General features: G+C 51.4%; 21 protein-coding genes, 1 tRNA gene and 4 pseudogenes. 10 read left to right on the top strand and 16 right to left on the bottom strand.

Annotation, left to right across the window (positions count from 1 at the left end; translation table 11 throughout):
• The first annotated feature begins 17 nt into the window (after nt 1-17).
• The gene (gene rplQ, locus ACTHUM_RS06025; protein WP_039862272.1) at nt 18-392 is read left to right on the top strand and encodes a 50S ribosomal protein L17; all 375 of its coding nucleotides are present in this window, start codon (nt 18-20) and stop codon (nt 390-392) included.
• A 145-nt stretch (nt 393-537) separates the two neighbouring features.
• Here the strand turns inward: rplQ and cas2 are convergent.
• From cas2 to ACTHUM_RS06060, 7 genes and pseudogenes are all read right to left on the bottom strand, one after another.
• Nucleotides 538-863: pseudogene (gene cas2 / locus ACTHUM_RS06030) on the bottom strand (CRISPR-associated endonuclease Cas2).
• Nucleotides 856-1757, bottom strand: a pseudogene (gene cas1 / locus ACTHUM_RS06035) (type II CRISPR-associated endonuclease Cas1). Before cas1 ends, cas2 begins: the two co-directional pseudogenes overlap by 8 nt.
• Before the next feature lie 176 nt (nt 1758-1933).
• Nucleotides 1934-3916, bottom strand: a pseudogene (cas9, locus tag ACTHUM_RS06040) (type II CRISPR RNA-guided endonuclease Cas9); the annotation flags it as partial.
• 269 nt (nt 3917-4185) lie between these two features.
• Nucleotides 4186-5610, bottom strand: coding sequence for an alanine/glycine:cation symporter family protein (locus ACTHUM_RS06045; RefSeq protein ID WP_004520201.1), 1425 nt, complete (start codon nt 5608-5610; stop codon nt 4186-4188).
• 263 nt (nt 5611-5873) lie between these two features.
• Complete coding sequence (gene lysS / locus ACTHUM_RS06050) at nt 5874-7385, bottom strand: lysine--tRNA ligase (protein WP_440361276.1); 1512 nt, start codon at nt 7383-7385, stop codon at nt 5874-5876.
• Nucleotides 7386-7555: 170 nt separating this feature from the next.
• Nucleotides 7556-8998 carry an aldehyde dehydrogenase gene (aldA, locus tag ACTHUM_RS06055; protein WP_440361275.1) on the bottom strand — a complete coding sequence of 481 codons (1443 nt, stop codon included), beginning with the start codon at nt 8996-8998 and terminating at the stop codon, nt 7556-7558.
• Nucleotides 8999-9310: 312 nt separating this feature from the next.
• Nucleotides 9311-9386: transfer RNA gene (locus ACTHUM_RS06060), tRNA-Lys, on the bottom strand.
• Nucleotides 9387-9568: 182 nt separating this feature from the next.
• On the opposite strand from ACTHUM_RS06060, the gene ACTHUM_RS06065 reads away from it, so the two are divergent.
• Nucleotides 9569-10000, top strand: coding sequence for an Ag473 family lipoprotein (locus ACTHUM_RS06065; protein WP_003749309.1), 432 nt, complete (start codon nt 9569-9571; stop codon nt 9998-10000).
• 69 nt (nt 10001-10069) lie between these two features.
• Here the strand turns inward: ACTHUM_RS06065 and ACTHUM_RS06070 are convergent, their stop codons facing one another.
• Nucleotides 10070-11044 carry a TerC family protein gene (locus ACTHUM_RS06070; protein ID WP_070695180.1) on the bottom strand — a complete coding sequence of 325 codons (975 nt, stop codon included), beginning with the start codon at nt 11042-11044 and terminating at the stop codon, nt 10070-10072.
• Between the two features lie 33 nt (nt 11045-11077).
• Complete coding sequence (locus tag ACTHUM_RS06075) at nt 11078-11527, bottom strand: CopD family copper resistance protein (protein WP_036493576.1); 450 nt, start codon at nt 11525-11527, stop codon at nt 11078-11080.
• Between the two features lie 254 nt (nt 11528-11781).
• Between ACTHUM_RS06075 and ACTHUM_RS06080 the strand changes: the two genes are divergently transcribed.
• Complete coding sequence (locus tag ACTHUM_RS06080; RefSeq protein ID WP_003684747.1) at nt 11782-11994, top strand: glycine zipper 2TM domain-containing protein; 213 nt, start codon at nt 11782-11784, stop codon at nt 11992-11994.
• Nucleotides 11995-12057: 63 nt separating this feature from the next.
• Here ACTHUM_RS06080 and ACTHUM_RS06085 read toward each other — a convergent pair whose 3' ends face one another.
• The 5 genes from ACTHUM_RS06085 to ACTHUM_RS06105 all read right to left on the bottom strand — a co-directional run bounded on the left by ACTHUM_RS06085 (nt 12058) and on the right by ACTHUM_RS06105 (nt 16193).
• Nucleotides 12058-12978 (bottom strand): hydrogen peroxide-inducible genes activator, encoded by a 921-nt coding sequence (locus tag ACTHUM_RS06085; protein ID WP_003749313.1) that lies wholly within the window; start codon nt 12976-12978, stop codon nt 12058-12060.
• A 3-nt stretch (nt 12979-12981) separates the two neighbouring features.
• Nucleotides 12982-13245: a cell division topological specificity factor MinE gene (gene minE / locus ACTHUM_RS06090; protein ID WP_003680625.1), complete on the bottom strand. Its 264-nt coding sequence runs from the start codon at nt 13243-13245 to the stop codon at nt 12982-12984.
• A 3-nt stretch (nt 13246-13248) separates the two neighbouring features.
• Complete coding sequence (minD, locus tag ACTHUM_RS06095; RefSeq protein WP_003749316.1) at nt 13249-14064, bottom strand: septum site-determining protein MinD; 816 nt, start codon at nt 14062-14064, stop codon at nt 13249-13251.
• Between the two features lie 26 nt (nt 14065-14090).
• Nucleotides 14091-14810 (bottom strand): septum site-determining protein MinC, encoded by a 720-nt coding sequence (gene minC / locus ACTHUM_RS06100; protein ID WP_003749320.1) that lies wholly within the window; start codon nt 14808-14810, stop codon nt 14091-14093.
• Nucleotides 14811-14957: 147 nt separating this feature from the next.
• Nucleotides 14958-16193 carry an FAD-binding domain-containing protein gene (locus tag ACTHUM_RS06105; RefSeq protein ID WP_070695181.1) on the bottom strand — a complete coding sequence of 412 codons (1236 nt, stop codon included), beginning with the start codon at nt 16191-16193 and terminating at the stop codon, nt 14958-14960.
• A gap of 125 nt (nt 16194-16318) precedes the next feature.
• Between ACTHUM_RS06105 and ACTHUM_RS06110 the strand changes: the two genes are divergently transcribed.
• From ACTHUM_RS06110 to ACTHUM_RS06135, 6 genes are all read left to right on the top strand, one after another.
• Nucleotides 16319-17161 (top strand): ATP-grasp domain-containing protein, encoded by an 843-nt coding sequence (locus ACTHUM_RS06110; RefSeq protein WP_070695182.1) that lies wholly within the window; start codon nt 16319-16321, stop codon nt 17159-17161.
• Between the two features lie 385 nt (nt 17162-17546).
• Nucleotides 17547-18938, top strand: a complete 1392-nt coding sequence (locus ACTHUM_RS06115; protein ID WP_070695183.1) for an alanine/glycine:cation symporter family protein — start codon at nt 17547-17549, stop codon at nt 18936-18938.
• A gap of 83 nt (nt 18939-19021) precedes the next feature.
• Nucleotides 19022-20278, top strand: a complete 1257-nt coding sequence (locus tag ACTHUM_RS06120; RefSeq protein ID WP_049336835.1) for a D-amino acid dehydrogenase — start codon at nt 19022-19024, stop codon at nt 20276-20278.
• 180 nt (nt 20279-20458) lie between these two features.
• Complete coding sequence (gene zupT / locus ACTHUM_RS06125; RefSeq protein WP_002224778.1) at nt 20459-21268, top strand: zinc transporter ZupT; 810 nt, start codon at nt 20459-20461, stop codon at nt 21266-21268.
• Nucleotides 21269-21364: 96 nt separating this feature from the next.
• A complete protein-coding gene (locus tag ACTHUM_RS06130) occupies nt 21365-24193 on the top strand; it encodes a valine--tRNA ligase (RefSeq protein ID WP_070695184.1) in 2829 nt (942 codons plus the stop codon).
• Between the two features lie 69 nt (nt 24194-24262).
• On the top strand, nt 24263-24727 hold the full coding sequence (locus ACTHUM_RS06135; protein ID WP_049336837.1) for a hypothetical protein: 465 nt from the start codon (nt 24263-24265) through the stop codon (nt 24725-24727).
• A 107-nt stretch (nt 24728-24834) separates the two neighbouring features.
• On the opposite strand, the gene ACTHUM_RS06140 is transcribed toward ACTHUM_RS06135, so the two are convergent.
• The gene (locus ACTHUM_RS06140; RefSeq protein WP_070695185.1) at nt 24835-25776 is read right to left on the bottom strand and encodes an ABC transporter ATP-binding protein; all 942 of its coding nucleotides are present in this window, start codon (nt 25774-25776) and stop codon (nt 24835-24837) included.
• 15 nt (nt 25777-25791) lie between these two features.
• Complete coding sequence (locus tag ACTHUM_RS06145; RefSeq protein WP_049343715.1) at nt 25792-26682, bottom strand: NUDIX hydrolase; 891 nt, start codon at nt 26680-26682, stop codon at nt 25792-25794.
• A gap of 120 nt (nt 26683-26802) precedes the next feature.
• On the opposite strand from ACTHUM_RS06145, the pseudogene ACTHUM_RS06150 reads away from it, so the two are divergent.
• Nucleotides 26803-26980: pseudogene (locus ACTHUM_RS06150) on the top strand (carbonic anhydrase); the annotation flags it as partial.

The following is a 26980-nucleotide window of genomic DNA, read 5'->3' on the forward strand; positions in this document are numbered from 1 at the left end:
GATTAAAGGATAATGACATGCGTCATCGTAATGGCAACCGCAAATTAAACCGTACTAGCAGCCACCGTGCTGCGATGCTGCGCAATATGGCGAATTCCTTGTTGACTCACGAAACCATCGTGACAACTTTGCCTAAAGCAAAAGAATTGCGCCGCGTAGTTGAGCCCTTGATTACCTTGGGTAAAAAACCTTCTTTGGCAAACCGTCGTTTGGCTTTTGACCGCACTCGCGATCGTGATGTTGTAGTTAAATTGTTTGACGAATTGGGTCCACGCTTTGCTGCTCGTAACGGCGGCTATATTCGTGTACTGAAATACGGTTTCCGTAAAGGCGACAATGCTCCTTTGGCATTGGTTGAATTGGTTGATAAAGCAGCTGATTCTGCTGAATAAGCAAATTAATATGAAAGCACTACCTGTTTAGGTGGTGCTTTTTTATTTGGATAGACCCTTTCTCATTTCGCAGTGCTACAATACTTCAACGGGAAACCCTTATTCTATAAGGGTTTCCCGTTTTATTTTGTCTAAAAAAGCAGCCTTAAAATAATAATAGTTGGTCGGAATTTACCCTTTTTTCTTGGATTTTCAGCTCTCCCAACAGCAGTTTCATGGTGGTATATTGCTTTTCTGTTACTTCCAAACAGCGGATTGAGCCTTCTTGCGGTAGGTTTGCACATAGCCTATTGTGGTGTTTTTGCAACGAATCTCGACCTTTGACAATACGGCTGTATACGGAAAGTTGGAGCATTTGGTATCCATCTTTTAAAGGAACTGGCGGAATTGATTGGCGGCTTTGCGCTTGGCCGCCGTGGTAACAGGTAGGTCGAAGAAGACGATAATCCTCATAAATTTAGCCTCACTCATATTGGTATTCTTTCAATGGCAAGATTTCGGGCAGTTTCAGCTGTTTAGCGTTTTTGTTAGTTACGCTGGCTTGAAATGAAGAAATCATTTTGTCGATGGCAGCCAAGGTGCTGAAATGTTGCCGTTCGATGCAGATTTGATAGTGAAGGATCTTGATAAGGTTTTGTTTGAGGTTGGGTGTCAGTTCAGTTTTCAGACGGCCTTGTTTATGCAAATGTATAACGACCAGGTCGGCCAATGGGCGTAAGGGTTCGAGAAAGTCATCGGCGAGGTTGAATGGATTTAGTTCGCTCCTATGAAACAAGCCTAATGCAGGCAACCAACCATATAAGGTCAGGGCGCGTGCTACTGCTGCACGGAGTACGGCGTAGGTGTAGTTCAATGCGGCATTGACGTACGGGTAAACTTTTCCCCAAAGAGGGCTTGGAAGTAGAGGGCGGCAGCTTGGGCTTCACGGTTTCCTGTATCGCCTGAACGGACTTCGACTGCCAAAGTGCGCAGCCGTTTGGTTGCAAGATCATTGCCTGTTTCGTCTGCGACAAATGCTTGATTTAGGATTTTTTGGCGGACGATATGTTGCCAGAGTTGCTTTTTTAAGGGTTCGCTTATATTCAGTTGCAGCTTGAGGATTTTAAGTTGGCGGTGATATTGGGCATAAGGCAGCCATTGTCCGTAGGGTAGGAATTGCTCATCACATGTCAGCAGGGTTGCACTATGATCGGCTAAGGCTGATAAGAGCGGGGCGGTAATTAGGGTTTCGCGGTTTTCGATGATGATAACGGCGATGTCTTCTAATGGTACGGTATGGGACTCGCCGTTTTGTTGAATCAGCAGTTGCCGGCGTTGTAAGGATAATTTACCGCCGTTTTGAATGAGCAGGCTGCGCCAAGTCATGTTTTTCCCCTTATTTTTTATAAAAAATCCCTGCTTCAGGCCGTCTGAAACAGGGATAGATTAATTTAACGGACAGGTGGGCGTTTTTTCAGACGGCATGGTCTGATTTCTTTGCCGAGTTCGTCGATTTGGTATTTTGGGAATGAAAGGGCGGTTTTGACACCGATTCGATATATGCCGTCTTCGTCGAATTTTTGCAGCAGAATCCGTTGTTTTTTACTGCGAGGAAAACGGCTGGTTTCAACACGCGCTTTAAATTCCTGCCATTCGCGGCTGTTGTCTTTGCCGTTGAAGTATTCGTAAGGGGTTTGATTACCTTTGTTTTGGTTTTCGCTGCCCAATACCAGCACTTTATTGTTGAAACTGTCGTCCCATGTGCGCGAGAACGGCAGGGCATGGTCGATTTCGATATAGCCTTTTTCGTTCAGACGGCCTAGGTTGATTTCTTTGCCCGAATACAGGCATTTGCCGTGTTGTTGCTCGTACAGGCGCAGTTTCAGAATATCTTTGGATTTGGGTTCGCCGACAAAATTGGGGAAATACTCTCGGAACTTAGCGGCGGCTTTTTCCCGGTCTTTACGGTTTTCTTCTTGGCGTTTTTCGATTTCTTTGCGGTCTTTAAACGATTTGCCTACTTCCCTTGCCGTTTCAATATGGATACGTGCAGGGGAGCCGTACCGGCGTACAACGGCATTTATGACTTTTCTGGCTTGAGATAAGGCGCGCAAGACGACGGGGTTGCGGATTTCGTCGGCGGGAATCGGCGGCAGATAAATCTTTTCTTCCGCATTTTTCTTGCCGTAATGGTCTCCGTAGATTTCGGCGCAGGCTTCATCGTAACGTTTGCCTTGCTCCATTAGAGGCACAATTCGGCGCAATGCTTTCAAGGAAATTTGGACGAACTTGTCGAAGCTGATGTGTTTTAACAGCGCTTCTAAAATTTCGGGCTGAACACGGTCTTTCAGACGGCCTGTAATGTCTTCATCGGTTTTGAACAGGGAGAATGCCGTGCCGATTTCGTCTTGTAATTCGGGAGAAAGGTTTAATGGGGATTTTTTGTCTTTCAATCCTTCTTTTTCCAGCGCACGGCTGATGGCATGGTAGGCCTTCATTTCCATCAATGTTGAGGCTTCGGCATTGTCTTTACCATAGCGCAAGCCTTTGAAAAAGGCGGTATCTTCTAAACCCAGCAGCTTACGGGCTTGTGCGTAAGTCAGTTTGGATTTTCTGTATGGCTCGTCCATAAGCGTGGCGCGTTCGGTAGTGGTCAATGGCCGCTCGCTGCCTTGCTCTAAAATACGCAGGTTGTTCAGCTTGGTCAGCCAGATGAAACGTCCGGCGGTGTAGGTGTTTTTAGCGGCTTTCGGCTCTGTCGGCTCAAAGGTGCAATACCCCAACATTTTTTGAACAGCATCGCCAGACAGGGCAGGGCGTTGCGCCATCAGCAGGGTTTCAATACCTTCTTTAAGGCCGTCTGAAACATGCGGATTGCCGAATTCTTTTTGTTTTTCAAACAGTAAATTCAGCTCTGCTTGTAAATCTTTGCGGTTGAACGTATGCGAATAATCGCCGCGTTGGTTGCGGATATGGCCGCTTTCTTTCTCAAATTTATTTAAAGCTAATTCGGCTGGTGTGCGGAAATTGCCTGTTTGTAAGGCATGGGCATTGTCGGCTACGCCTTTAAGCAAAGCGCCAAGCTCCTTATCGGCAGTTTCGCCCTCGTTTTTTCTTTGCGACAAATAGCCGCGATGTTTGATTAAATGCAACAAGACTGCCGACCACTCCAAAGGCGTCAGTTTGCGATCTAATGCGGCTGCGCGAAGTTGCCATGGTGTATTCGGTAAGGATTTAATCAAGCCGTTTTCATCAAAATCGGCGGCTTGTAATACGCCTTCGCGTTTCAATAGACGGCGGGCCCGAAGCAGACGGTGGGCGCGACGGCGGGTCAGGCGGCGAACACTGCGTGCCAAGCGTCTTGCCGCTGCGAGAGAGTCGCCTGTTTTCGGTACTTCTGCACGCTCAAATACGCGCACGCCCAAATCAATCAGGCGGATGGGGTTTTCTTCTTCGTTAATTTCTACCATCGCCCAGCCGACGGATGCAATGCCGATATCGAGACCGAGGATGTAGTTGATTGGATTGGGTTTGAATGCAGCCATCAGTTTCTCCGTAATGTGATGTTTGGTAAGTATAAATATATCCTAGGTAAGTATTACTATGCAAATGAAATGCTTGACTGGGTGCCGATTTGGAATTAGAATCCGTCCATATTGTTGCACTGCGAAATGAGAAACGTTGCTACAATAAGGCCGTCTGAAAAGATGTGCCGCAACGCTCTGCCCCTTAAGGCTTCTGCTTTAAGGGGCATCGTTTTATCTAGATGGCAGGGATTAAAAAGGCCGTCTGAAATTTCAGACGGCCTTTGGTATTACCAGATATCGGATTTGATTTTGCGTTTCAAGCCTGGGTGTTCAGAGAGTTTGAACTCTGGGTCTTTACCCATTTTCAGCTTGGCTGTGTAGTCTTTCAACAGCAGGAAGGCAAGTGGTGACAGGAGCAGGATGGCAACGAGGTTAATCCATGCCATGATGCCCATGGCCATGTCTGCCATATCCCATACCAAGGGTACGTTGGCAACTGCGCCGAAGTAGACCCATGCCAAAACCAGCATACGGAAAACGGCGGTAACCAGCCAATGGCTCTTGATGAATTGGACGTTGGACTCAGCATAGGCATAGTTGCCGATAACGGTTGAAAAGGCAAACATAAACAGGATGGCGGCAAGGAAGCCCGCGCCCCATTCGCCTACCTGGCTGACGATTGCCGCTTGGGTCAGCGCCGCACCACTCAGGTCGCCGTAAGGCTGTTGATAGGTCAAGACGATAAAGGCAGTGCATGAGCAGACGATGATGGTATCGACGAAAACGCCCAGCATTTGAATCATGCCTTGGGAGACGGGGTGTTTCACTTCGGCTGCGGCTGCGGCGTTCGGCGCAGAACCCATACCCGCCTCATTGGAATACAGGCCGCGTTTGATACCCTGCATCATGGTGGTCGAAATCAGACCGCCGAGGAAACCGCCTGCAGCCGAATCGAAGTTGAACGCGTTGGAGAAAATCTGATCGAACACATCAGGAATCAGGGAAATATTGGTAGCAATGATGAAGAGTGCTATGACGAGATATAAAACCGCCATCAGCGGAACGATAATTTCCGCGGCTTTAGATACGCGACGGATACCGCCGAAGATAATAGGGGCAGTCAGAATGACCAGGGCGACACCGACATAGTGTTGATCCCAGCCCCATGCCGCTTTGGTGGTATCGGCGATGGTATTGGTCTGTACGGCTTCAAATACAAAGCCGAAACAGAAAATCAGGCTCAGGGCGAACAAAACGCCCAGCCATTTTTGTCCCAGGCCTTGAGTTATGTAGTAGGCAGGACCGCCGCGGAAGTGGTGGTTGTCGTAGTCCCGGACTTTAAAGAGTTGGGCCAGTGAAGATTCGACAAACGCCGAACTCATGCCGATTAAGGCGGTTACCCACATCCAGAATACCGCGCCCGGCCCGCCGAGTTTGATGGCAATCGCCACGCCGGCGATGTTGCCCACGCCTACGCGGCTGGCCAAGCCGGTAACGAATGCTTGGAACGGTGTGATTCCGTGCGGATCATCACCTTGTTTGCGGCCGCCCAGCATTTCTTTGATACTGCGGCCGAAGAGGCGGAATTGTACAAAACCGGTGGTAACGGTGAAAAAGAGGCCTGCGCCTAAAAGCATATATACCAACCCCGACCACATTGGGTCGTTGATGGCGTTTACCCAGCCGTGAAGCTGTTCGAAAAATTGATCCATACAAACCTTTCAGAGTTTTTGCATTTTCAGACAGCCTGTGTGTGTGGGCTGTCCTGTAATTGGATGTATTCTAGCAGACTGTCAACAAACTGAAAAACGTTTACATATTCTTTTTTATATTATGCTTTTGATTATCATGGAATTTTATTATTATAATGTAAAGGAATTGTCGATTTTAATTTTTCCGTTTTACATATTTGAACAAAAAGGCCGTCTGAAAACAGAATCTTGTTTTCAGACGGCCTTGATTTTATTTCAATGTGTTATTCGGGACGCATTTGCGGGAACAGAATCACGTCGCGGATGGTTTGCGAATCGGTCAGCAACATTACCAAGCGGTCGATGCCGATGCCGCAGCCGCCGGTCGGCGGCAGGCCGAATTCCATGGCACGGATGTAGTCGGCATCGTAGTGCATGGCTTCGTCGTCGCCAGCGTCTTTTTGCGCCACTTGTGCCTTGAAGCGTTCGGCTTGATCTTCCGGATCGTTCAACTCGGAGTAGCCGTTTGCCAGTTCGCGGCCGACAACGAAAAGCTCGAAGCGTTCGGTCAAACCCGGTTTGCTGTCGGATGCGCGTGCCAATGGCGATACTTCGACAGGGTAGTCGATGATGAAAGTCGGGTTCCACAGTTTGCTTTCTGCACAACCTTCAAACAGGGCAAGTTGCAGGCTGCCGATGCCCGGAGACGGAGGCAGGCTTTCGCCGTGTTTGACGATTTCTTTTTTCAGCCATTCTTCATCGTTCAACTGCTCGTCGGTGTAGTGCGGATTGTATTTCTTGATGGCTTCGAGAATGGTCAGGCGTTCAAACGGGCTTTCCAAATCGACTTCTTTGCCGTTGTAGCTGATTTTTGCCGTGCCGTTTACCGCGCGGGAAGCGTTGCGGATGATGTCTTCCGCCATTTGCATCATGCGTTCGTAGTCGGAGAAGGCTTCGTAGAATTCGATCATGGTGAATTCAGGGTTATGGCGCACGGACATGCCTTCGTTACGGAAGCTGCGGTTGATTTCAAACACGCGCTCCAAACCGCCGACCACCAAGCGTTTCAGATACAGCTCGGGCGCAATGCGCAGGTAGAGCGGAATGTCCAAAGCATTGTGGTGGGTAACAAAAGGTTTCGCTGTTGCGCCGCCCGGAATCGGATGCATCATCGGGGTTTCGACTTCGAGATAATGCTCGTTCACCATGAAATTACGCACGGATTGGATGATTTGGCTGCGTTTGATGAAGGTATTGCGCGATTCTTCGTTGGCAATCAAATCGACGTAGCGTTGACGGTATTTGGTTTCCTGATCGCTCAAGCCTTTGTGTTTGTCCGGCAGCGGACGCAGGGATTTGGACAGCAGGCGGATGTCGGACACGCGCACGGTCAATTCGCCATGGTTGGTTTTAAACAAAGTACCTTCCGCACCGACGATGTCGCCCAAGTCCCAGTGGTTGAAGTCGTCCAAAACTTCTTGGCTCACGCCTTTGTTGTTTAGATAAAGCTGGATTTGACCGGTAACGTCTTGAATGGTGGCGAAGCTGGCTTTGCCCATTTGACGTTTGAGCATCATGCGGCCGGCCACTTTGACGGGAATGCCTTGCGGGTCGAGTTCTTCTTTGCTGATTTCACCGTATTGGGTATGCAGGTTGGCGGCAAAGCTGTCGCGTTTGAAATCGTTAGGGTAGGCGTTGCGTTCTTTGCGGATGTTGTGCAGTTTCTCGCGGCGCAGGGCGATGATTTGGTTTTCGTCCAACTGCGGCTCGATTTGCGGATTGTTTTGTTCGCTCATGGTGTTTTCCGGAAAAATGAGTCAGGCTGCCGGAGTTTTCAGACGGCCTGAATAAAGTGAAAAATTGGCTCTATTTTACGCGATGTCGGTGTTTTTTTCTATAAAGGCAGAAAGGCCGTCTGAAACCTGAAAAATTGGTTTCAGACGGCCTTTTGTTTCATGAAGGTCAGTTAGATATCGGTTTCCAAATAAACGACTTGGGTTTGCAGATATTCTTCCAAACCGTGTTTACCGTCCGCGCCGCCGATACCTGATTTTTTCCAACCGGCATGGAAGCCCTGCATGGCTTCAAAGTTTTCGCGGTTGATGTAGGTTTCGCCGAAACGCAGGCGGCGGGTTACATAAAACGCTTCATTCAGATTGGTGGTATAGACGGAGCTGGTCAGGCCGAATTCGCTGTCGTTTGCCAAGGCGATGACTTGATTGAGCGTGTCGAAAGTGGCAACCGGCAGGACGGGGCCGAAGGTTTCTTCCTTCATAATGTCCATGCTGTTGTCGGTATCAGTCAGCAGGGTAGGTTCAAAGAAGTAGCCTTTGCCGTTGGCACGTTTGCCGCCGCAAACCAAAGTTGCGCCTTGTCGAACTGCGCGTTCGACTTTCTCGGCAACGGCTTTGACGGCACGCTCTTCAATCAACGGGCCCATTTCCAGTGAGCCGGGTTCGGCTTCGGCCGGGTTGCCGTAGCGTACGCCTTTCATGGCGGCGGTCATTTTTTCGATAAACGCGTCTTTCAGGCTGCTGTGGACATATACGCGTTCGGCGCAGTTACAGATTTGGCCGGTGTTGCCGACGCGCGAAGCCAAGATGGATTTCACTGCCAAGTCCAAATCCGCGTCTTTCAAAACGATGGCAGGGGCTTTGCCGCCGAGTTCCAATGAGACTTTGGTAATGTTAGTGGCGGCGGCTTCCATTACTTGGCGGCCTGCTTCTACAGAACCGGTCAGGCTGACCATGTCGACTTGCGGATGTGATGCCAAGGCATTGCCGATTTCTGCACCCGGGCCGTTGACGACGTTGAATACGCCGGCCGGTAAGCCTGAAGCGTGAACGATTTCAGCAAAGATGTGGCAGTTGATCGGGGTGACGCTGCTGGGTTTGACGACGATGGTATTGCCTGTTACCAAAGCCGGGCCCATTTTGCGGGCAATCAGGAAGAAGGGGAAATTCCACGGCAAAATGCCGGCGATTACGCCCAAAGGACGTTTGAACAATAAAATGTTTTCGCGCGGGCGGTCGCTTTGGATGATTTCGCCTTCATAACGGCGCGCCCATTCGGCTTGATAATCGAGATAGTCGGCAGTGAACATGACTTCTATGCGTGCCAAGTCTTTGGTTTTGCCACCTTCGGCGACAATGGTGTCGGTCAGCTCGTCGGCGCGTTCACGGATGCCTTGGGCGATTTTGCGCAAGTATGCGCCGCGTTCAACGGCAGGCAAACGCTCCCATGCGGCTTGCGCCTCTCTGGCGGCGGCAACGGCACGGTCAACATCGGCTTTTCCGCCTTTAGGCTCACGCGCGATGACTTCTTCGGTTGCCGGATTCAATACATCGCGCCATGTGCCGTTAAAATCGGTTTCAAAACGGCCGTTGATATACATAGACAGTTGTTTCATCAAACTTTCTCCTATTGTTGTAGTTGAATGTAGTTTTAGTCTATGCCTAAATTGTCTGGCATACAAGAGTATTTAGAGTGGGTTGACGGTAGGTATTTGGAAGTTTTTAGAAAAAGTTGATGGAAGGGGGAGTCGGACTTGGTTGATTAAAGGTAGGTTGGTGCTGGTGTGATGCGTTGGGTAACGTTCATGCGCGGCATTGGGACAAAGCCTGTATATGGCTTGATTTTGAAGATAGGGGAGGTATCGTATGGAGAAGGGTTTGATAGGGATGTAAAAAAACCTGCTTTTTTCAAAGCAGGTTTTTATATTTGGTGGGTCGTGAGCGATTCGAACGCTCGACCAACGGATTAAAAGTCCGCTGCTCTACCGACTGAGCTAACGACCCGATAGGCTGTGCATTATAGGTGGCTTGTTTCTTTCCGTCAACTGTTTTTTTGAAATTTTTTTCAAAAAACGTAAATCGATTGTTATTTGGCGTTAATTCTCCCGTTTCCGAGTATTAATTATGTTATGATTTTCTAATCTGTCAGTTCTGATGGATATTTTTTAGACCAAAGGATATACAACATGAAAAAATTATTGATTGCTGCGATGATGGTGGCTGGTTTGGCTGCTTGTTCTCAAGAGGCGAAACAGGAAACTCAAGAAGCGGCTTCTGCCGTTGCTTCTGATGTGAACGCTGCTGCTGAACACGCGGCTTCTGCTGCTGATGCTGCTGCTTCCGAAGCTAAAGGCGCTGCTGAACAAGCTGTTTCTGACGCTAAAGAAGCCGGTGCCGATGCGAAGGAAACTGCGGAGAAAGCAATTTCCGATGCTAAAGAAACTACCGGTAAAGCCATCGATGGTGCTAAAGAAGCCAGCGACAAAGCTTTGGACGATGCAAAAGCTGCTGTGGGCGAAGCTAAAGACGCTGCCAAAGATGCGGCTAAAGATGCTTTGGGTAAAGCTGCCGATGCAACTCAAGAAGCTGCCGACAAATTGAAAGATGCTGCTAAATAAGCCGGTGTCCGATATTTGAAAAGGCCGTCTGAAAAAATGTTTTTCAGACGGCCTTTTTGTATCGGCGGATTATTTTTTTTCTTGCTGACGCGTGTACACCAAAGAAGTCAGGATGGATGCGCCCAGTGCGCCGAAGACGACGGACAGGGAAATGGAAATCGGAATATGTACCCAGTGCATAATCAGCATCTTGATACCGATAAAGCTCAATACGAAGGCCAAGCCGTATTTGAGGAAGATAAAGCGTTCGGCAAAATCCGCCAGCAAAAAGTACATGGCACGCAGGCCTAAGATGGCAAAAATGTTGGAGGTAAGGACGATGAACGGGTCGGTGGTGACGGCAAAAATAGCAGGAATGCTGTCCACGGCAAAGATGACGTCGCTCAATTCGATCATAATCAATACCAGTAAAAGCGGCGTAGCGATGCGTTTGCCGTTTTCAATGGTAAAGAATTTTTCACCGTCAAACTGTAGGCTGGTCGGGATGACTTTTTTGAGCAGGGTCAGGATCTTATTTTGGGAAAGGTCTTCTTCAGCTTCGGCTTCGGGCTTCATCATGTGAATGCCGGTGTATAAGAGGAAGGCGCCGAAGAGGTAGAGAATCCATTCAAATTGTTGTACCAAGGCTGCGCCGATGAAGATCATGATGGCGCGTAGGACGATGGCGCCGAATACGCCATAGAGTAAGACGCGGTGTTGGAATTTGGGTTCGACTTTGAAATAGCCGAAAATCATCAGGAAAACGAAGATGTTGTCGACGGCAAGGGATTTTTCGAGCACATAGCCGGTGAAGAATTCGAGGACTTTTTCTTTGGCGACAACGACCCCGTAAGCCGGGTTGCCCGCCAGTTCGAAATAGAGCCAGCCGGCAAACGCGCAGGATACGGCCACCCAAATGCCGCTCCAAGCGAGGGCTTCTTTAATGCTGACTTTGTGGGCACCGTTTTTTTTCAGCGACACCATATCGATGGCGATCATAATTAAGACGGCAATAAAGAAGATGCCGTAAAACATCGGCGAGCCGACGGACGGGTATTGGGTCATAAACAATCCTTGTGTGTGGGGTATGGGTAAGGTTTACCAAGACAGGTAGAACATTGCTTTGGCAAAAAAGACGATAAACAGCATATGGCTGAATACGACGGCGTGTATGTATTTCGACCAGCCGACGGTAAGGGTGTGCCGTGCCATTTTGACGACGGCGATGGCAAAATGTACCAAAACGCTTACTGCCAACAGGATTTTGATGCTCAGCATGATGCCGAAGGAGCTGTCGAATGGGTGGTGCAGTATCGGCAGGTAGCGGTTGTACACCATCACGATGCCGCTGATGAACAGGGTAATGACGACAGGCGGCATCACGCGGACGGCACGATAGGACATGGCACGTTCGACTTCACGGCGCGATTCGCGCGAAACGCGGCCGGTGTGTAAAACGGAGAGGACCAGCATTTCGAAAAATACGCCGCCGACAAAGGCAATCGCGCAATAAACGTGGATGATGTGTGCCAGTGCGTAGATACTCATGACGGGTGTTTCCGGTAATTCAGACAAGTCGTCATTGTATCACTACCGAATGCGGTTGATGTATGCGCAATTTTATGCCAAGTATATTAAAATTTATAAATATTCTTTTGGAATTGCCGTTTGTTTTTGTATTTAACCGCTCATCAAGAGCGTTATCTTAGTTTAATCTGTCTTTACTTATCAGAAAATATATTAATGAAAGGTTGTGCCATACTGTTTCATATACAGCTTAACCCCTGATGGAGAATCAAACCATGAAGAAAACTTTTGCAAAAACTGTGACCTTGATCATGTTGGCCGCTTCTTTGGGTGCATGTGCCAATATGACTCAAACCCAACGCAACACTGCTGCTGGTGCGGTATTGGGCGGCGTGGCAGGTAATTTGATTGGTGGCGATACCGGCTCTACCTTGGGTGGCGCGGCTTTGGGTGGTGTTATCGGCAGTCAAGTTCATACCCGCTACTAATCCTTTATTTGGTTAAAAATAAAAAGGCCGTCTGAATGTTCAGACGGCCTTTTGTTTTACGGTTTATTCGTTGACGAACGTTACACCGGTCAGTTGCGATTGCAAAATAGCAGTGCGCAAGGCAGTCAGTGCTTTCGGACGGACAAAGTTGCGGCGATAAGCCAAAACGACACGGCGGTGCGGTGCAGTGCCTTCAAACGGGATAATGCTGAAAAGCATGTGGTCGTTTTCGGTCAAGGCGGTAGCCGGCATGACGCTGATGGCCAGGCCGCTGGCAACCATGTGGCGGATGGTGTTGATGGAGCTGCCTTGCAGGGTATTGGTCAAGCCCTGGATTTTTTGCTTGGAAGCCAATTCGGAACAGCTTGCCAACACTTGGTCGCGCATACAGTTGCCTTCGGATAGCAGTAACACTTGTTCTTCGCTCAAAAGCTGAGGCGTAACGGCATCGAGTTCTTCAAAGTGATGGCCTTTGGGAACGATGACGAAGAAAGGTTCGTCATACAGGGGCTCGGTTACGATGCCCGGCTCTTGGAACGGTTCGGCAACGACGATTGCATCGACATCGCCGCGTTTGAGCGACTCGGTCAGGATGTGGGTATAGTTCTCTTCCAGCATCAGCGGCATTTTCGGCGCGGTTTCACGCAGCGCGGTAATGAGCTTGGGCAGAAGGTAGGGGGCAACGGTAAAAATCAGGCCGAGTTTGAACGCGCCTTCCAATTCGTTTTGCTCTTCATTGGCAAGGTGCTTGATGAGTTCGGCTTCTTCCAGAACCCGGCGGGCTTGGGCGACAATGCGCTCGCCCGCTTCGGTCGTGATGATGTCGTTGCTGCTACGGTCGAACAGGGATACCGACAGCTCTTCCTCCAGCTTTTTGATGGCGATGGAGAGGGTGGGCTGGCTGACAAAGCAGCGTCGTGCGGCACGTCCGAAGTGACGTTCTTGTGCGACGGCTACGATGTAACGCAATTCGGTCAAGGTCATGTGTTAAGCCTTTTTTTGTTCCGGCAGGGTGATGTTCAGCTCAAGAACGTCCAAGCCGTCTTGTTTCTCTTGGGAGATGCGGATGTCGTCCAATGATACGTTGACGTATTTGGACAGGACTTCCAGCAGCTCTTTGCGCAAGGTCGGCAGATAATCTGGAGCTTGGCCTTCTTGTGCGCGTTCTTGCGCGATGATGATTTGCAGGCGGTCGCGCGCGACGGTGGCGGTTTTCGGCTTTCTGCCGAACAGCATATCGAGCAGTGACATGTATTAACCTCCGAACAGTCGTTTTAAGAAACCTTTTTTCTCGGCTTCAAGGAAACGCATTTCGCGGTTTTCACCCAAGAGGCGGGCAATAACGTCTTTGTAGGCTTCGGCTGCGGCGGCATTGTCTTGGTGGATGACAGGTTCGCCGGCGTTGGAGGCCTGCAGTACGTTTTGTGATTCAGGAATCACACCGATCAACGGAATACGCAAGATGTCGCAGATATCTTGAACAGACAGCATTTCGCCCTTGGCCACGCGCTCAGGGGAGTAGCGGGTAATCAGCAGGTGCTCTTTAACTGTGCCGCCTTGTTCGGCTTTGCGGGATTTGCTTTGCAAAATGCCCAAGATGCGGTCGGAGTCGCGGACGCTGGATACTTCCGGATTGGTGGTGATGATGGCTTCGTCGGCAAAGTAGAGCGCCATCAGTGCGCCTTGTTCGATACCAGCAGGGGAGTCGCAGATAATGAACTCGAAGCCCATTTTTTTGCTGGACAGCTCTTTCATCACTTTGTCGACGCCGTCGCGGGTCAACGCGTCTTTGTCGCGGGTTTGCGAGGCGGGCAGGATGTAGAGGTTTTCGCAGTTTTTGTCTTTAATCAGGGCTTGGTTGAGTGTGGCTTCGCCTTGGATGACGTTGATGAGGTCATACACGACGCGGCGTTCGCAACCCATAATCAGGTCGAGGTTGCGCAAACCGACGTCGAAGTCGATTACGGCGGTTTTGTGGCCGCGCAGGGCCAGGCCGGTTGCGATGCTGGCGCTGGTAGTGGTCTTGCCTACGCCGCCTTTACCTGAAGTTACTACGATGATTTTGGACACGATATTTCCTTTTTAAGTACTGATGTTTATTCGGCGTCGATTGCGCTGATAACCAGTCGGTTGTCTTGCAATGATACTTGTACGGGTTTTTTGTGCAGATGCTCGGGCAGGTCTTGCTCGAAGTTGCGGTAGATGCCGGCAACGGAGACTAACTCGGCCTGCATGGAATGGATGAAGATGCGCGCGTTGGTGTTGCCTTTCGCACCGGCCAACGCCCTGCCGCGCATGGGGGCGTAAATATGGATGTTGCCGTCGGCGATAAGTTCTGCACCTTGGCTGACGATGCCGGTAACGATGAGGTCGCCGTTTTCAGCGTACACCTGCTGGCCGGTACGCACGGGCGTGCTGACCAATACGGTCGGATTGTTGATGACGGTGGCCTGTACGTCTTGCGGCTGCGGTGCTTGGCGCGGGGTGGGCGCTGCCTGTGTGTCGGCTGCCTGGGTGGCGTTGCCTTGTTTGAATACCAAGTGGTAACGCGCCGCCGCCGCTGCCCATGTGTCGCTGGTGTGGTGCAGCCCTAAAATTTGCATGCCGTAACGGGCAAACAGGGAAATCATGCCGCCCAAATCGATGGATTCGGGATGGTCGAAATCTTGTACGTCTAAAATGAAGGGAACGAATTCGTCTTGGGATTGGCCTGCCAGTTGGCGCAGGAATTCTTCCAATTCGGTTAGATCTGCGGTGTGCAGATGGATGGATAAGACGTCCAAACGTGACGTTTTTATGTCGAATGCGGGTTTCATTGTAATGAAATAATAAAATTTTTTAATGACGTAAGTTTACCGTGTAAATCTTGGCTATTCAATCTGTTTGGCCGTCTGAAACCAAAATATTTTGTTTGAACGTTTTTCAGCTGTATTTAGTGTGGTTTTTTGGTGTGAACGTAGGTTTCAGACGGCCTTGGGAAAGGGGTAGCCGTGTGTGTCGATGTCGTCGGCGGCGGCCCACGGCGTGTGGATGAGGGTGGAGGGCAGGTGCGCCAATTCGGGGAGGTAACTGCGGATGTAGCTGCCGTCGGGGTCGATTTGATGTGAACGGTGGGCATAGCGGACGGTGGCCGTGTCTTGTGCGGCAAGGTGCCAGTTAGCTTGGTTGAGCGCGGGGTCGGTGCCGGTTTGGACGGAGGTTGTCCACGCGATGCCTTGGTTAGGGTCAAAGTTGAGGGCATGGCAGAAATAGTGGGCGCACAGCTGCTGGAGAACGGGGTGTAAGTGGCCGGTGGCTTCGAGGCCGCGGATGGAGGCGTCGATGATGGGCACGCCGGTTTGGCCGTGTCGCCAGTATTCGCATATCGGAGCGGCATCGGTTGTTTCGGGCAGGCGGCGGTGGTAGGCGAGCTGGTAGCAGTAGTCGCGGAAAATAAGCTTGTCCAGCCACTCGAAATGTCGGTTTGCCAAGCCTTCGGCGGCCAGCAGGCGCGGTGAAATGCAGCCTGCGGACAGGTAGGCATTGAGGAGGCTGGTGTTTTTTCGTGCCGGAAAATTTTGGGTAATCGGGTAGTGAACCAAATTCTGTTTGAACGCGTGCCATTGCGTTAAGGCCGCGGTTTCGCCACCCTGTTGATAGGCAGGCAATACTGCGCCGGTATGGGCTGGAAACAGTGGAACGTTTTGTCCGGTTTGAACAGGCAATTCGGTTTCAGACGGCCTTTGTCCTGAATAAGCCTGCAACCATGCTTGTTTATAGGCGGCAAAATCGGTGTAGGGCAGGCCGTTGGCATCCATGAGGGGGGATTTGGCCAAAATGCCGCGGTCGTTGGCGTGTTGCAGGGCAATGCCTGCTCGGTCGAAATTGTGCCAGAGGTGGTTGTCTTGACGGATTTCGGCTTCGGTGTAGGCTTCGTCTGTGATGACGGTATGGGCATTGAGCGCAGCAGCCAAGGGGAGGAGGTCTTCGTCGGAGGCAACGACATATAAAGGAATATGGTGTGCCGCCAGACGGGTATGCAGCTCTTGCGCGGCTTGATAGTGGAACAGGCTTTGACGCGGATTGTGGTTTTCAGACGGCCTTTGGCTGACCCAGACGCAGGTGATGGGCAAACCGCTTGCAACGGCGGCATTAAGCGCGGCATTGTCGTGCAGGCGGAGGTTGCGGCGGAACCAGACAAGGACGTGGGCAGATTTCATGAGCATGTTCCGACGAAAAAGGGGAAACCATTTTATCAGAATCGGCCTCATGTATCAGGCTGTCTGAAAAATCTTTTGGTTTGATTTCGCTATATAATTTTGGTTTTAGCGACGAGGTGGCAACCATGACCGAGCAAACCGTTTTGGCACTCATTACCTGCCAAACCTATCCCGAACCATCGGACAACCTGAAAACATTGGCGGCATGCTTGGAAAGCATGGGCGTGAAAACCGTATTTGATGCGTGGCAAAACCATCCGTCCGCACCGTTTTTACTGCCTTTGTGCGCATGGGATTATGCCGCCGAACCCGAAGTCTTCCGCCAATGGCTGGAGCATGCCGAGCAGGCGGGGCAGCGTTTTATCAATCCGCCCGAGCTGATGGCTTGGAATATGGAAAAGACTTATTTGTGCGATTTGGCAGAACGCGGTGCGCAAGTGATTCCCAGCGTGTTCGTTCCGCCGCAAAAAGCCGAATTGGCCGACATCCTGAACCGACAAGGTTGGATGGAAGCAGTCATCAAGCCGGCATTTGGGCAGAGCGGCAAAGGCGTGGTTAAAGTTTGTGCGGACGCATTGGACGTGAACATGGCGGATTATCCGCAAGGTATGATTGTTCAACCGTATATCCGCGAAATCGAAACAGCGGGTGAAACCTCGCTGGTGTTTTTCAACGGCATACTCAGCCATGCCGTGCGCCGTCAGCCGCCGCAAGGCGAATGGCGCGCCAACTCGGCCTATGGCGTGTCGGTGTTCGGTATTGAGCCGCCCGAGTTTGCCGTCCGTGCCGCGCAAGACGTACTGGCCGCTTTGCCGCAAATTCCGGTTTACGCTCGGGTGGACGGTACATTGGTCGGCGACACCTTCCTGCTCAATGAATTGGAACTCATCGAGCCCGCCCTGTATTTGCACACCAGCGAAGGCGCAACGGAACGCTTTGCCCGATTGTTGGCGCAGTTGCTTGGGTAACATTCATCAACCTGACTTTATCAATATAAATAGCAAGCCTCAGGCCGTCTGAAAACCATCTTTCGGACGGCCTGAAGCTTTTTAAAACAAGATTTGCGTGTTTGTATTTTTCAATAATGTGCCATTTGTCGATTGTGTCATTTTAATTGTTGCAGTCTTAATTGATGGTTGATTAACTTTCATTTGGCATTTTCTCTCGGCCGCAGCCTTTATTTTTAGCGGATTGTAAACAATCTGGCCGGTCTAAATAGATATCTTTTTAGGGTAAAACCTCAAAAATCTTTTTAAAAAGAAAGATATTGTCTTATTGAATATTCTGTGCTGAAATTACATGACACTACAAAAAGTAGTGCATAAAAAAATAAAACAGACAAAGGAGAAAGCCATGCAATTGTTTTTAGACAATCTTAAAGCCTTTTTCGAAACCATCAGCGGCTGGGTCTGGGGACCTATTATGTTGATGCTGCTGGTTGGTACGGGCATTTTGCTGACCGTTTTGCTGAAAGGCTTGCAGTTCACCATGTTGGGTTATGCTCTGAAACAGGCGTTTGTGCCGTCAAAGAAGCATGAAAACGGCGAAGACCACGAAGGCGATATTTCCCATTTTGCGGCGTTGATGACCGCGCTGTCTGCCACCATCGGTACGGGTAACATTGCCGGTGTGGCGACTGCGGTGGTAACCGGCGGCCCGGGCGCGGTATTTTGGATGTGGATGACCGCCATTTTCGGTATGGCCACCAAATACGGCGAGGGCGTGTTGGCGGTGAAATACCGCGTCACCAATTCCAAAGGCGAAATGTCCGGCGGCCCGATGTATTACATCGAAAAAGGCTTGGGCAAAAACTGGAAATGGATGGCCGTCGCATTTGCGCTGTTCGGCACATTTGCTTCCTTCGGTATCGGCAGCTCGGTGCAGTCCAACTCGGTTGCGCAGGCAGTGCAAACCAGCTTCGGTGTCGAACCTGCCTACACAGGCGTGATATTGACCGTATTAACGGCCATTGTACTTTTGGGCGGCATTAAGGGCATCGCCAAAGCCGCGTCCTTTATCGTGCCTGCCATGGCAGTGTTTTATGTAGTAGGCGGTATTGCCATTATCGTGATTAATTCCGATGTATTGATGCCCGCCGTCAAACTGATTTTCTCCGATGCGTTTAGCGCGCAAGCCGTGGCAGGCGGCGCCATCGGTACGGTCATCCGCTACGGCGTGGCGCGCGGCGTGTTCTCCAACGAGGCAGGTATGGGTTCTGCGCCGATTGCCGCCGCCGCCGCGAAAACCGACCACCCCGTCCGCCAGGCTTTGGTTTCCATGACCGGTACTTTTTTGGATACCATCGTTGTCTGCTCGATTACCGGTATCGTGTTGGTCATGGGTCTGCTCGGCGCAGGTGGCGAGTTTGTCAAACCTGAATTGAGCGGCGCGGCGCTGACAACCGTCACTTTCCAAAAAATGCTGCCCGGTATCGGCGGCTGGATTGTCACCATCGGCCTGATTTTCTTTGCCTACTCAACCATTCTCGGCTGGTGTTATTACGGCGAGAAATGCGCGGTTTACGTCTTCGGCGAGAAGTTTGCCGGTTTGTACCGCGTTGGTTATGTTTCTTCAGTTATGCTGGGAACCGTGTTGAGCCTTGATTTGGTGTGGCTGGCTTCGGATACATTCAACGGCTTGATGGCATTGCCCAACCTGATTGCGCTTTTGTTGATGGCGAAAGTCATCGTCAATGAAACGCGTGACTTCAAACAAAAAATCAAAAACGGCGAATTGCCGCATTAATGTCCAAGGCCGTCTGAACCTGAACATTCAGACGGCCCGATGGATATTAAGTTTGTTTTGAAAAAAGTCAGAGGAGGAGAAAAATGAAAGTGCTTGTTTTAGGTGCTGGTGTTGCCGGCGTATCTTCCGCGTGGTATCTGGCAGAGGCAGGGCATGAAGTAACGGTCATCGACCGCGCCGAGGGCGTGGCGATGGAAACCAGTTTTGCCAATGCAGGCCAGCTTTCTTACGGCTATACCACGCCTTGGGCTGCACCCGGTATCCCGACCAAAGCACTGAAATGGCTGTTTAAAAGCCATCCGCCTTTGCTGTTTCGCCCTGACGGCAGCCTGTATCAAATCGAATGGCTGTGGCAAATGCTGCAAAACTGCACGTCAGCGCGCTATCAAATCAATAAAGAGCGCATGGTCAGGATTTCTGAATACAGCCGAGAAATGTTCCGCCGTTTTGAAGCGCAAACCGGCATGAATTTTGAAGGGCGCAAAAAAGGGACGTTGCAGATTTTCCGCCAAGCCAAAGAAGTTGAAGCGGCAGAACAAGACATTGCCGTTTTGGAACGCTACGGCGTGCCGTACCGCCGTCTGAAACCCGAAGAATGCGCAGAGTTTGAGCCTGCGCTGGCACGCGTTACCGCCAAAATTGCCGGTGGCCTGCACCTGCCCGCAGACGCGACCGGCGACTGCCACCTCTTCACTGAAAACCTATACAAATTGTGTCAGGAAAAGGGAGTACAGTTTCATTTCAACCGAACCATCCGCCGCATCGAACAGGGCGGCCAGCGCATCAGCGCAGTGGAAACCGAAACAGAACGGTTTGAAGCAGATGCCTTCGTCTGTGCGCTCGGCTGCTTCAGCAGGACGGTTTTGGCGCAGTTGGACCTCGATCTGCTCATTTACCCCGTCAAAGGCTATTCCTTGACCCTGCCTGTCACAAACTCAGACGGCGCGCCAGTGTCCACCGTTTTGGATGAAAGCTACAAAGTCGCCATCACGCGCTTTGACAACAGAATCCGCGTCGGCGGCATGGCGGAATTATCGGGCTACGAAATCAAACTGCCCGAAAAACGCCGCGAAACCCTGGCTTTGGTCGTCAACGATTTGTTCCCCGAAGGCGGCGACTTGAATCAGGCATTGTTCTGGAGCGGCCTCAGACCAATGACGCCCGACAGCACGCCGTTAATCGGGCGCACCCGCTTTGACAACCTGTTCCTAAATACAGGCCACGGCACTTTGGGCTGGACCATGTCGCTGGGTTCGGCAAAATTAACCGCCGATATCGTGAGCGGTAAAGACACCGAAATCCGCAGCGATGATTTGAGCCTGTCGCGCTATCAGGCTTAAGCTGGAAAGCGATAAGGTTTAGTGACATTTCAAACTTAAAGGCCGTCTGAAAATTATTTTTCAGACGGCCTTTTGTTTCAAAATCTGTGTACCTAATCAATAAAATAAATAATAACTATTATCATATGCATTAAAAAGTGTTAGTCTGAACCTGTCCCAGCTTTTAGCGCAGGTTTTCTCATGCCCGATTTTTCGATGTCCAATTTGGCCGTTGCCTTTTCCATCACGCTGGCCGCTGGTTTGTTTACCGTATTAGGCAGCGGCTTGGTGATGTTTTCCAAAACGCCCAATCCGCGCGTGTTGTCGTTTGGTTTGGCATTTGCCGGCGGTGCGATGGTATATGTTTCCCTGACGGAAATTTTCAGTAAATCCAGCGAGGCATTCGCTGAAATTTATGATAAAGACCACGCGTTTGCGGCGGCGACCATGGCATTTTTGGCTGGGATGGGCGGCATTGCGCTGATCGACCGCCTGGTGCCGAACCCGCATGAAACCTTAGATGCGCAAGACCCGTCGTTTCAAGAAAGTAAACGCCGCCATATCGCACGAGTCGGTATGATGGCGGCGTTTGCGATTACGGCGCACAATTTCCCCGAAGGTTTGGCGACGTTTTTTGCCACCTTGGAAAATCCGGCGGTCGGGATGCCTTTGGCCTTGGCGATTGCCATCCATAATATTCCGGAGGGCATTTCCATCGCCGCGCCGGTTTATTTTGCCACCCGCAGCCGTAAGAAAACGGTATGGGCGTGTCTGCTATCCGGCTTGGCCGAGCCTTTGGGGGCGGCTTTGGGCTATTTGGTTTTGCAGCCGTTTTTATCGCCTGCCGTGTTTGGTTCGGTGTTCGGCGTGATAGCCGGTGTGATGGTGTTTTTGGCGTTGGACGAGTTGTTGCCGGCCGCCAAACGCTATTCAGACGGCCATGAAACCGTTTACGGCCTGACAACGGGCATGGCAGTGATTGCCGTCAGCCTGGTATTGTTCCATTTTTAAAACCCGTATGCCAAAGGCCGTCTGAAATGATTCAGACGGCCTTTTTGCGTTATAATCCGCACATCAAAAATAACCTTAATTTCACAAAGTTCCATCATGTTAGACAAATACAATCCAGCCGAAATCGAATCCAAACATTATCAAAACTGGGAAAAGCAGGGCTATTTCCAGCCTGATATGGATTTGACCAAACCGTCTTTCTCCATCCAACTGCCGCCGCCCAATGTAACCGGCACGCTGCACATGGGCCATGCCTTCAACCAAACCATTATGGACGGCCTGACCCGCTATTACCGCATGAAAGGCTGCAACACCGCCTGGATTCCGGGCACCGACCACGCGGGCATCGCCACGCAAATCGTGGTCGAGCGTCAGCTTGCCGCACAAAACGTATCCCGTCATGACTTGGGCCGCGAAAAATTCTTGGAAAAAGTGTGGGAATGGAAAGAAGTTTCCGGCGGCACGATTACGCAGCAGATGCGCCGCGTGGGTTGCTCTGCCGACTGGACGCGCGAGTATTTCACGATGGACGACGTGCGCGCCGAAACCGTGACCGAAGTGTTCGTGCGCCTTTTTGAACAAGGCTTGATTTACCGCGGCAAACGCTTGGTGAACTGGGATCCAGTATTGGGTACCGCAGTGTCGGATTTGGAAGTGGAAAGCGTGGAAGAACAAGGCTCTATGTGGCACATCCGCTATCCGCTGGCCGACAATCCTGCCGAAGCCGTTATCGTGGCGACTACCCGTCCCGAAACGTTGCTGGGCGACGTGGCCGTTGCCGTCAACCCTGAAGACGAACGTTATACCCACTTAATCGGCAAGGAATTAATCCTGCCACTGACCGGCCGCACCATCCCCGTGATTGCTGACGAATACGTTGAAAAAGATTTTGGCACCGGCTGCGTGAAAATCACGCCTGCGCACGACTTCAACGACTATGAAGTCGGCAAACGCCACGACACGCGCCTGATTAATGTGTTCGACTTGGAAGCCAAAGTGCTGGCAAACGCCGAAGTGTTCAACTTCAAAGGCGAAGCGCAACAAGGCTTTGCCCTGCCTGAAAAATACGCAGGCTTGGACCGCTTTGCCGCGCGCAAACAAATGGTTGCCGATTTGCAAGAACAAGGCTTCTTGGTCGAAATCAAACCGCACACGCTGATGACGCCGAAAGGCGACCGTACCGGTTCAGTGATTGAGCCGATGCTGACCAGCCAATGGTTTGTCGCCATGTCCGCCACGCCAAACGGCGGCGAGCCTGACAGCGAATTCAAAGGCTTAAGCCTTGCCGACAAAGCCAAAAAAGCCGTCGACAGCGGCGCAGTGCGCTTTATCCCTGAAAACTGGGTCAACACCTACAACCAATGGATGAACAACATCCAAGACTGGTGTATCTCGCGCCAACTGTGGTGGGGCCATCAAATCCCTGCGTGGTATGACAACGAAGGCAATGTGTACGTTGCCCGCAATCAGGAAGAAGCCGAAAAACAAGCCGGCAAAACCGGTTTGATCCGCGAAGAAGACGTATTGGATACATGGTTCTCCTCCGCGCTCGTGCCGTTCTCCACATTGGGCTGGCCGTCTGAAACCGACGAACTCAAAGCCTTCCTGCCGTCCAACGTCTTGGTCACCGGCTACGAAATCATCTTCTTCTGGGTGGCGCGCATGATTATGATGACCACCCACTTCACCGGTAAAGTACCGTTTAAAGACGTGTACATCCACGGCATCGTGCGCGACCATGAAGGCAAAAAAATGTCCAAATCCGAAGGCAACGTCATCGACCCTGTGGATTTGATTGACGGCATCGACTTGGAAAAACTGCTGGTGAAACGTACCACCGGCCTGCGCAAACCCGAAACCGCGCCGAAAGTGGAAGAAGCAACCAAAAAACTCTTCCCCGAAGGCATTCCGAGCATGGGTGCGGACGCATTGCGCTTCACCATGGCGAGCTACGCCAGCCTCGGCCGCAGCGTCAACTTCGACTTCAAACGTGCCGAAGGCTACCGCAACTTCTGCAATAAATTGTGGAACGCCACCAACTTCGTGTTGATGAACACCGAAGACAAAGACTGCGGCCAAGACGAAATGCAGCCGTTGGCGTTTACCTTTGCCGACCAATGGATTATCGGCAAACTGCAACAAGCCGAAGCCGCCGTTGCCGAAGCCTTTGAAACCTACCGCTTCGACCTTGCCGCGCAAACGCTGTACGAATTTGTGTGGAACGAATATTGCGACTGGTACATCGAGCTGGCAAAAGTGCAAATCCAAACCGGCTGCCCGACAACCCAGCGCACCACACGCCGCACCCTCGTGCGCGTACTCGAAACCATCCTGCGCCTGCTGCACCCAATCATGCCGTTCATTACCGAAGAGCTGTGGCAGGTCGTTGCGCCTCTGGCGAATGCCAAAACCGCCGACAGCATTATGTTGGCCGCTTATCCCAAAGCCGACCCGGAAAAAATCGTGCAGGCTGCTTTTGACCAAATGGCGCAACTGCAAGACCTGATTGGCGCCGTGCGCAACCTGCGTGGCGAAATGGGCATTGCCCCGAACGTGAAAGCGCCGCTGTTTGTGGAAGGCAGTGTGCCTGAAGCGCTGCTGAAATACCTGCCCGCCCTCACGCGCCTGACCGAAGCCAAAACAGTGGACAGGCTGCCCGAAAGCGAAGACGCACCTAGCGCCGTCTGCAATTGCGCGCGCCTGATGCTGAAAGTCGAAATCGATAAAGCCGCCGAAACCGCCCGTTTGAGCAAAGAAGCCGAGAAGCTGCAAAAAGCCTTGGACAAACTCAATGCCAAACTCTCCAAACCCGGCTACACCGAAAAAGCCCCCGTGCATCTGGTGGAAAAAGACAAAGCCGATTTGGCGGAGTTGGAAGACAAAATGGCGAAAGTTCAAACTCAGTTGGCGAAGTTGAAAGACTGATTTTGATTGAATAGACAAGGCCGTCTGAAAAATGTTTTTTCAGACGGCCTCTTTAAAAAAAGGAAATAGATGAAACTCTTTATTCTGCCGGTGCTTTTATCCGCAACAACTGCTCTGGCTTCTCCAATTGTCGGTACATGGCATTGCGTTGGCTCTGATGAAAACATTCAGAGTGATACAAAAGTCGAATATCTTCAGGACGACAGTTTCCGTGGCGACGCTAAGCTCAAAGTGGACGATGACGGCAATGTTTTGGCATACCATGTTGTTGGTGGGGGTAAATGGCGTTTTGCGAACAATGCCTTAACTCAAAGCCAAATCAAGTACAGTGAAGTTTCACGACTCCACAGCCCTGAAACATTGGCATGGTTGGAAGAATCAGAAGACGGCCAATTCTTGGAAAGTATGATATACACCGGATTGGTCGCGCAGATGGACAAGCCCGGTGAAGACGAGGTTTATCAACTGGATAAAACAGGCAAATTGGTGTTTGAAGACGGGACTGCCCGTGAGGTATGTACGAAAGTGAAGTAAAAAGCGACCATAGGTCAGATAGGTTTGTTTGATTGATGGCTAGATAACAAAGGCTGTCTGAAACTTAATTTTCAGACGGCCTTTTTCTTTTTCTTAATCCATCAAATTCAATCAAACCAAACGATCTGACTTTCATCCACGCTGATGCGGATTTCCTGTCCGGTTTGCGGTTTGTCCGTATCGTGGTCAGCGTGGGGATACCAAATCAAATCGCCGTATTGCGGATGGGCGAGGGTGAGGCGTGTGCCTTCGGCGAGGGGAACGGCTTCGCTGATGCGGACGGCCGTGCCGTCTGGGTCGAATCGAATGGCGTGTTGGGGAATGTAGCGTGTGTCGCCGGTGTTGGCCAAACCGAGCAGTAGGGCGGCTTGGGCGTTGACGGGGCGGTGGATAAGGGTTTCCGGCGTGCCGTGTTGGAGGATGCGGCCTTCGTGCATGATGGCGATGGTGTCGGCCATGGTGCAGGCTTCCTCGGCGGAGTGGGTCACGAGGATGGCGGGGATGTTTTGACTGCGGATGCGTTCGGCGGTCAGGGTGCGCAGGTGGCGGCGCAGGTGGGTGTCGAGGCTGGAGAAGGCTTCGTCCAAGAGCAACAGCGACGGGCGCGTGATGAGGGCGCGTGCGAGGGCGAGGCGTTGCTGTTCGCCGCCGGAGAGGCTTTCGGGTTTGCGTTGCGCTTCGTGTTCCAAACCGATGTCGCGCAAGGCCTGCATGGATTGTTCTTCGATTTCGGCTTTGGGCAGGCGGCGCATTTTGAGGCCGAAACCGACGTTGTCGAGGGCGGTTAAATGCGGCAAAAGGGCGTAGTCTTGAAACATCAGCGAGATATTGCGCTTTTCAGACGGCATGTCGGTGATGTTGTCGCCGTTGAGCCAGACTTCGCCGCTGTCGGGACGCACCAGGCCGACGATGGTTTTGAGCAGGGTGGATTTGCCGCAGCCGGAGCGGCCGAGTACGGCGAGGATTTCGCCTGCTTCGACGTTTAGATTAATGTCTTGGGCAACGGTTTTGCTGCCGAAGCGTTTGTTGATGTTTTTGAGTTGTAACATGGTTTCAGACGGCCTTTAAAAATGGGGTCGGCAACGGATGCTGTCGAGCCATGCGGACAGCAGATGTTTGGGGTCGATCAGGCCGTATCGACGGCAGGCTTCGATTGTGACCAACTGGGCATCGTGCATCATGTGTCCGCCCAACATGGCATCAAGCAGGGTGGGGATGTCCATCAGTTCAAAACCGGCGACTTCGCCGTCTTGGTTGGCGGGTTGGAAGCCTTCGGGCAGGACGATGTCGAAGATATACAGGATTTCGTTGTGGACACCGCGGTTAACGGGGCGCAAACTATATATTTGGGCAGTCGGTCGGATATGAGGTGTTAATGAAGCGGGAATGCCTGCTTCTTCTTCGCCCTCGCGGCAGACGGCTTCAGACGGCCTCTCGCCGCTGCTGATGCCGCCGCCGGTCAGATTGTCGAGTTTGTTTGGATCGACGGCTTTGTGCGGACTGCGGCGGCCTATCCAAAAGCGCAAACCGTCTTCTGTTTCGACCAATCCGTTCAAATGCACTGCCTGACTCATCAGGCCGAACGGACGGAAGGCTGCGCGTTCGAGTGCGCATAAAGGCTTGCCCGACTGGTCGCAGATGTCGAACTTTTCACCGCGCCAACCTTTGAGCCAACCGCACTCGCGCCATTGTTGCGCCAGCGTTTGTAAACTGTCGCCCATCTGAGCCCAGCTGTCTGTTTCCAAATTCAGGCCGTCTGAAAGGGTTGACTGCCTGCCTGTCCAATCTTGCCCGAGGCGTTCGCGCCATAATGGGTTCAGACGGCCTAAAGGCAGGCCGTTGAGATACAGAATGCACCAATCGTCGGATGCGCCATAGCTGGTTTGCGCCCAATCCCACAATGCGTCGTGGACATCGGACGCGAATACCTGTTCAAAACGGAAAGACTGAGACATGGCGCATCCTCCAAAAGAACTAAAGATACGTCGATTTTAGCCGTTTATGGCGAATTTGCAAAACAACCGCACTACCCGAAAACCGCTATAATAGAGTAAACCATCCGAAACGAGCACATCATGAGCGAATTGAGCGAAATCCTCGCCTATAACCAACATTTCGTCGAAACGGGCGAATACGAAAAATACTTTACCAACAAATACCCCGGCCGCGAGCTGGCCATCCTCTCCTGCATGGACGCGCGCATTATCGAATTGCTGCCCAACGCGTTGGGTTTGAAAAACGGCGATGCCAAGC

Source organism: Neisseria sp. P0021.S006, from assembly GCF_051956895.1.